Here is a 4,755-nt window from a genome sequence, read left to right as displayed (position 1 = left end):
AGCTTCTGCTCGGCGAGCACACGCGCTTCGTCGCAGTGAGCGCCGTCATCCAGCCTCAACAGTCCGGCCACTTCATCGAGGCTAAAGCCCAGTCGTTGCGCGGATTTCACGAATTTCACCCGTGCGACATCCGCCTCGCCGTAGCGGCGAATACTGCCGTAGGGCTTGTCCGGCTCGGGCAACAGCCCCTTGCGTTGATAGAACCGGATGGTTTCCACGTTGACCCCGGCCGCCTTGGCAAAGGCGCCGATGGTCAGGCTGTCCACAGAGTTTTCCACAGTGCTTGATTCCGTACTTGACTACGGAAGTAACCTTAAACCATCGCTCACATGCTCAAAAGGAGAAATGCATGTCTGAACCGTCAAACGGGCGCGCCCCTCTTGTCGCCGGGGGGCTCGCTGCGATTCTCGCGTCGACTTGCTGTCTTGGGCCGTTGGTTCTGATCGCACTGGGATTCAGCGGGGCCTGGATCGGCAACCTGACCGTGCTGGAACCTTACCGCCCGATCTTCATCGGCGGGGCGTTGGTCGCGCTGCTTTTCGCCTACCGGCGCATTTTTCGCTCGGCTCAAGTCTGCAAACCGGGCGAGGCTTGCGCTATCCCCCAGGTTAGCAGCACTTACAAGTTGCTCTTCTGGGTGGTGGCGGCATTGGTGCTGATCGCACTCGGCTTCCCCTACATCCTTCCCTTGTTCTACTGATCAGGAGTTCGCCATGAAAAGGCTGTTCGCATCCTTCGCCCTTGCCATCCTCGTCGCTGCGCCCGCCTGGGCGGCCACGCAGACCGTCACCCTGTCAGTGCCCGGCATGACCTGCGCCGCCTGCCCGATTACGGTGAAGAAGGCGTTGACCAAGGTCGATGGCGTGACCAAGGCGGAAGTAAGTTTCGAGAACCGCGAGGCCATCGTCACCTTTGACGATACCAAGACCAATGCCCCGGCGCTGACCAAGGCGACCGAGGACGCAGGCTATCCGTCCAGCGTCAAGCAATAGGAGGGAGTTCCGATGGCAAATCCGCTCAATCTGTTCACTCGGATCGGTGACAAAGCCGGTTCCGTCGGCGTGCTGGTTTCTGCCATAGGCTGCGCCACGTGTTTTCCCGCCCTTGCCAGCCTGGGTGCCGCGTTCGGTCTGGGCTTTTTGAGCCAGTGGGAAGGCCTGTTCATCACCACGCTGCTGCCCCTGTTTGCCGGACTGGCTCTGGTCGTCAATGCCCTCGGCTGGCTCAATCATCGGCAGTGGCGACGGACTGCGCTCGGCCTGATCGGCCCTGTCCTGGTGCTGGCAGCGGTGTTTTTTATGCTGGCTCACGGCTGGCGGAGCGGCTGGCTGCTCTATATCGGCCTGGCCCTCATGCTTGGGGTGTCCATATGGGATCTGGTGTCGCCCGCCAACCGCCATTGTGGGCCGGACGCCTGTCCAACTCCGCAGAAACAGTGATGCCGACAAGAGACCCATCTGAAGGAGTAACGCTATGACCGAATTGCAAATCGTTGGCATGACCTGCGCATCCTGTGTCGAGCATGTGAAAGATGCCTTGGAGAAGATTCCCGGCGTGCACCAGGCGGATGTTTCCTACGCCAGCGGGAAGGCCGAATTGACGGTCGACAAGGGCGTAAGCCGTGAACAAATGCAGGCCGCCGTCGAGGCACTGGGGTATCGAGCGGCGTTCGAAGATTCCACGATACAACCCCGTCCTGGCCTGCTCGACAAGGCGCGGGGCTGGTTGAGCGGCAGCATTGGCGCCGGGAAAGATGGCGACAGGCTCCACGTTGCGGTCATCGGCAGCGGTGGCGCCGCCATGGCGGCCGCACTCAAGGCGGTGGAAGGCGGTGCCCGCGTCACCTTGATCGAGCGTGGCATCATCGGCGGCACCTGCGTCAACGTGGGCTGCGTGCCCTCCAAGATCATGATTCGTGCCGCGCATGTTGCCCATCTGCGCCGCGAGAGTCCGTTCGACGCGGGGCTATCCGCCACGACGCCGACCGTCCTGCGCGAACGGCTGCTCGCGCAGCAGCAAGGTCGTGTGGACGAACTGCGCCACGCCAAGTACGAAGGCATTCTGGAAAACAATCCGGCGATCAGCCTGGTGCGCGGCACCGCCCGTTTCCAGGACGGCCACACGCTCAGCGTGGAACTGGCCGAGGGCGGCGAGCGCATCGTTGCCTTCGACCGCTGCCTGATCGCCACCGGCGCGAGCGCGGCCGTTCCGCCGATTCCCGGTCTCAAGGACACGCCCTACTGGACCTCGGACGAGGCACTGGCGAGCGACACCATTCCGGAACGGCTCGCCGTGATCGGCTCCTCGGTGGTAGCGGTGGAACTGGCACAAGCCTTCGCCCGGCTGGGCAGCCGGGTCAGCATCCTGGCGCGCAGCTCGCTGTTCTTCCGCGAAGACCCGGCCATCGGCGAAGCGGTGACGGCGGCCTTCCGTATGGAGGGCATCGAAGTGCTGGAGCAGACGCAAGCCAGCCAGGTATCCCACGCCGACGGCGAGTTCGTCCTGAGCACCAACCATGGCGAGTTGCGCGCCGACCAGTTGCTCGTCGCCACCGGACGCACACCCAATACCCGAGGCATGAATCTGGAAGGTGCCGGCGTGAAGCTGGATCAGCGCGGTGGCGTGGTGATCGACCAGGGCATGCGCAGCAGCGCAGCGGATATCTATGCGGCCGGCGACTGCACCGACCAGCCGCAGTTCGTCTACGTCGCGGCTGCCGCAGGCACCCGCGCGGCGATCAACATGACCGGCGGCGAGGCGAAGCTTAATCTCGACGCCATGCCGGCCGTGGTATTCACCGATCCACAGGTGGCCACCGTCGGTTACAGCGAAGCGGAAGCGCACCACGCCGGCATTGAAACCGACAGCCGCACCTTGACCCTGGACAACGTGCCACGAGCGTTGGCTAACTTCGACACGCGAGGTTTCATCAAGCTGGTCGCCGAAGCGGGCTCCGGCCGGCTGCTGGGCGTGCAGGCGGTGACTCCGGAAGCGGGCGAGATCATCCAGACCGCCGCCATTGCCATCCGCGCCCGGATGACGGTGCAGGAACTCGCCGATCAATTGTTCCCCTATTTGACGATGGTCGAGGGCCTGAAACTAGCTGCGCAAACCTTCACGAAGGACGTCAAACAATTGTCCTGCTGCGCAGGGTAATGAGAGAGCGAGGTTGAAGCATGAGCAACACGGCAGGCGATCTCGGTGGGTGCGACAGCCTACGCAAGACATGGCAGGTGATCGGCTTATGGGTGCTGCCTGCCGTCGCGGCGACGATAGCGATTGTTCTGGCGGATCGACGCCCCGCGTTGTTCCTGGCAGCGAGCGCCGCGCTGGCCGTGATGGGCGGCGCCTGCCTGGTCAACGCCGCGCGCTGTCGCCGACTTCACTGCTACATCACGGGGCCTTACTTCCTGTTGCTCGCGCTTGGTGCGCTGCTGGTTTATGTGTTTGACCAAAACGGCGAGCATCTCTCCAGACTGTGGCTGCTACTGGCACTGGGTACTACACCGTTGCTCCTCTGGCTACCTGAGCGCCTGGCCGGAAGGAAATATCTGAGTGCCCCAGTTTGCGGAGAAGGCCGGGAGTGTCGGTGATGAATGCCTACACGATATCCAGATTGGCCGAGGACGCGGGCGTCAGCGTGCATGTGGTGCGCGACTATGTGCTGCGTGGCTTGCTGCACCCCGCGCGGCGCACGGACAGCGGTTACGGCATTTTCGACGAGCAATCCCTGATGCGGCTGCGCTTCGTGCGTGCCGCCTTCGAGTCCGGTATCGGGCTCGACGAATTGGCGCGGCTCTGCCGGGCGCTCGATGCGGACGATGGCTCCGACGTGATCGGCTGTGTCGAGCGTTTGCTCCGGCAAATCGCGGCACGACAGGCGGCTTTAGCCGTAGTGGAAACGCAGTTGGCCGGGCTGACCCACTGCGCCGACGAAGGTCATGCCCATGCGTAACGCCGACCAAGCCGAATCGACCAAGGTCTCCCGCTCACGCGCTTATACCTGGGGCGTGCTCGCCGCGCTCACCTGCCCCTGTCATCTACCGGTGCTGGCATTGCTACTTTCGGGGACAGCGGCCGGGGCCTTCGTCAGCGAACATATGGGTGTCGCCGTGCTTGCGCTGGCCGTTCTCTTCTGCCTCTTCCTGCGAGCGGCACTGCGGACCTTTCGGGAGCGGCCGTGATCCGCTCAGACCACTGCGCGGTCTCCGCTGCCGAGTTGCGGCAGACTTGGGAGCGCCGGGAATTCTTCTGCACTACCGGCCGCAGGTCGATCTGCGCACAGGTTCGATCACGGGTGCGGAAGCGTTACTAGGTTTTCTTGGACGATGGAGGAACCCCATCATGAACGCAAACAACACCCCTACCATCAGCTGCTGCGAATGTTGCAAGGACATTCCCCTTGACGCCGCGCTTACGCCGGAAGGTTCCGAGTACGTCGTGCACTTCTGTGGCCTGGAGTGCTATCAACGCTTTATGTCTCGCGCGGATAAGAGGGCGGCATTCGAGCCTGATAGCCCCTACACACAAAAGGTCAGTACCCGTCACGACGACTAATTCGCTTTGCCTCTGGAAAGTGGCTCTGGTTAATTGCAGAAAGCGTGAGCCCACGATGATGGAATGCAAGCCGACGCAGCTGAATGCAAGCTCACTCGCAGTTAATGTGAGCCCGGCTGCTCCGTCAGTTGCAGTTAATCTGAGCCGGGAATCGCATTGATTGCGAGCGCGGCCGATTTCAAACGCGAGCCGTTACAC

At 62.6% G+C, this 4,755-nt stretch carries 9 protein-coding genes; 8 read left to right on the top strand and 1 reads right to left on the bottom strand.

What is annotated here, in order from left to right; genetic code table 11:
* Positions 1–278 (bottom strand): MerR family transcriptional regulator (locus tag QMX88_RS28825; protein ID WP_282373645.1); only part of this gene is annotated, 278 nt, incomplete at its 3' end.
* A 71-nt stretch (positions 279–349) separates the two neighbouring features.
* Here QMX88_RS28825 and merT point away from each other — a divergent pair.
* The 8 genes from merT (at position 350) to QMX88_RS28785 (ending at position 4,557) form a co-directional block, all read left to right on the top strand.
* Complete coding sequence (gene merT / locus QMX88_RS28820) at positions 350–700, top strand: mercuric ion transporter MerT (RefSeq protein WP_099593697.1); 351 nt, start codon at positions 350–352, stop codon at positions 698–700.
* 13 nt (positions 701–713) lie between these two features.
* Entirely contained in the window at positions 714–992 is a 279-nt protein-coding gene (merP, locus tag QMX88_RS28815; RefSeq protein WP_099593699.1) for a mercury resistance system periplasmic binding protein MerP, read from the top strand.
* A gap of 12 nt (positions 993–1,004) precedes the next feature.
* Complete coding sequence (merC, locus tag QMX88_RS28810; RefSeq protein ID WP_099593701.1) at positions 1,005–1,439, top strand: organomercurial transporter MerC; 435 nt, start codon at positions 1,005–1,007, stop codon at positions 1,437–1,439.
* A gap of 34 nt (positions 1,440–1,473) precedes the next feature.
* A complete protein-coding gene (gene merA / locus QMX88_RS28805; protein WP_099593703.1) occupies positions 1,474–3,156 on the top strand; it encodes a mercury(II) reductase in 1,683 nt (560 codons plus the stop codon).
* Positions 3,157–3,176: 20 nt separating this feature from the next.
* Positions 3,177–3,593: a hypothetical protein gene (locus tag QMX88_RS28800; protein WP_099593705.1), complete on the top strand. Its 417-nt coding sequence runs from the start codon at positions 3,177–3,179 to the stop codon at positions 3,591–3,593.
* Positions 3,593–3,955, top strand: coding sequence for a mercuric resistance transcriptional repressor MerD (gene merD, locus QMX88_RS28795; protein WP_099593707.1), 363 nt, complete (start codon positions 3,593–3,595; stop codon positions 3,953–3,955). The genes QMX88_RS28800 and merD overlap by 1 nt, the downstream gene beginning before the upstream one ends.
* Positions 3,948–4,184, top strand: a complete 237-nt coding sequence (gene merE / locus QMX88_RS28790) for a broad-spectrum mercury transporter MerE (protein WP_099593710.1) — start codon at positions 3,948–3,950, stop codon at positions 4,182–4,184. The genes merD and merE overlap by 8 nt, the downstream gene beginning before the upstream one ends.
* A gap of 160 nt (positions 4,185–4,344) precedes the next feature.
* The gene (locus tag QMX88_RS28785; RefSeq protein ID WP_099593712.1) at positions 4,345–4,557 is read left to right on the top strand and encodes a DUF3330 domain-containing protein; all 213 of its coding nucleotides are present in this window, start codon (positions 4,345–4,347) and stop codon (positions 4,555–4,557) included.
* Positions 4,558–4,755 lie beyond the last annotated feature (198 nt).

The sequence above is a fragment of the Pseudomonas sp. PS02290 genome (assembly GCF_029960075.1).
GTDB lineage: Bacteria > Pseudomonadota > Gammaproteobacteria > Pseudomonadales > Pseudomonadaceae > Aquipseudomonas.
Note: the sequence above shows the minus strand (reverse complement) of the source record. Positions and strands in the feature narration are given on the sequence as shown.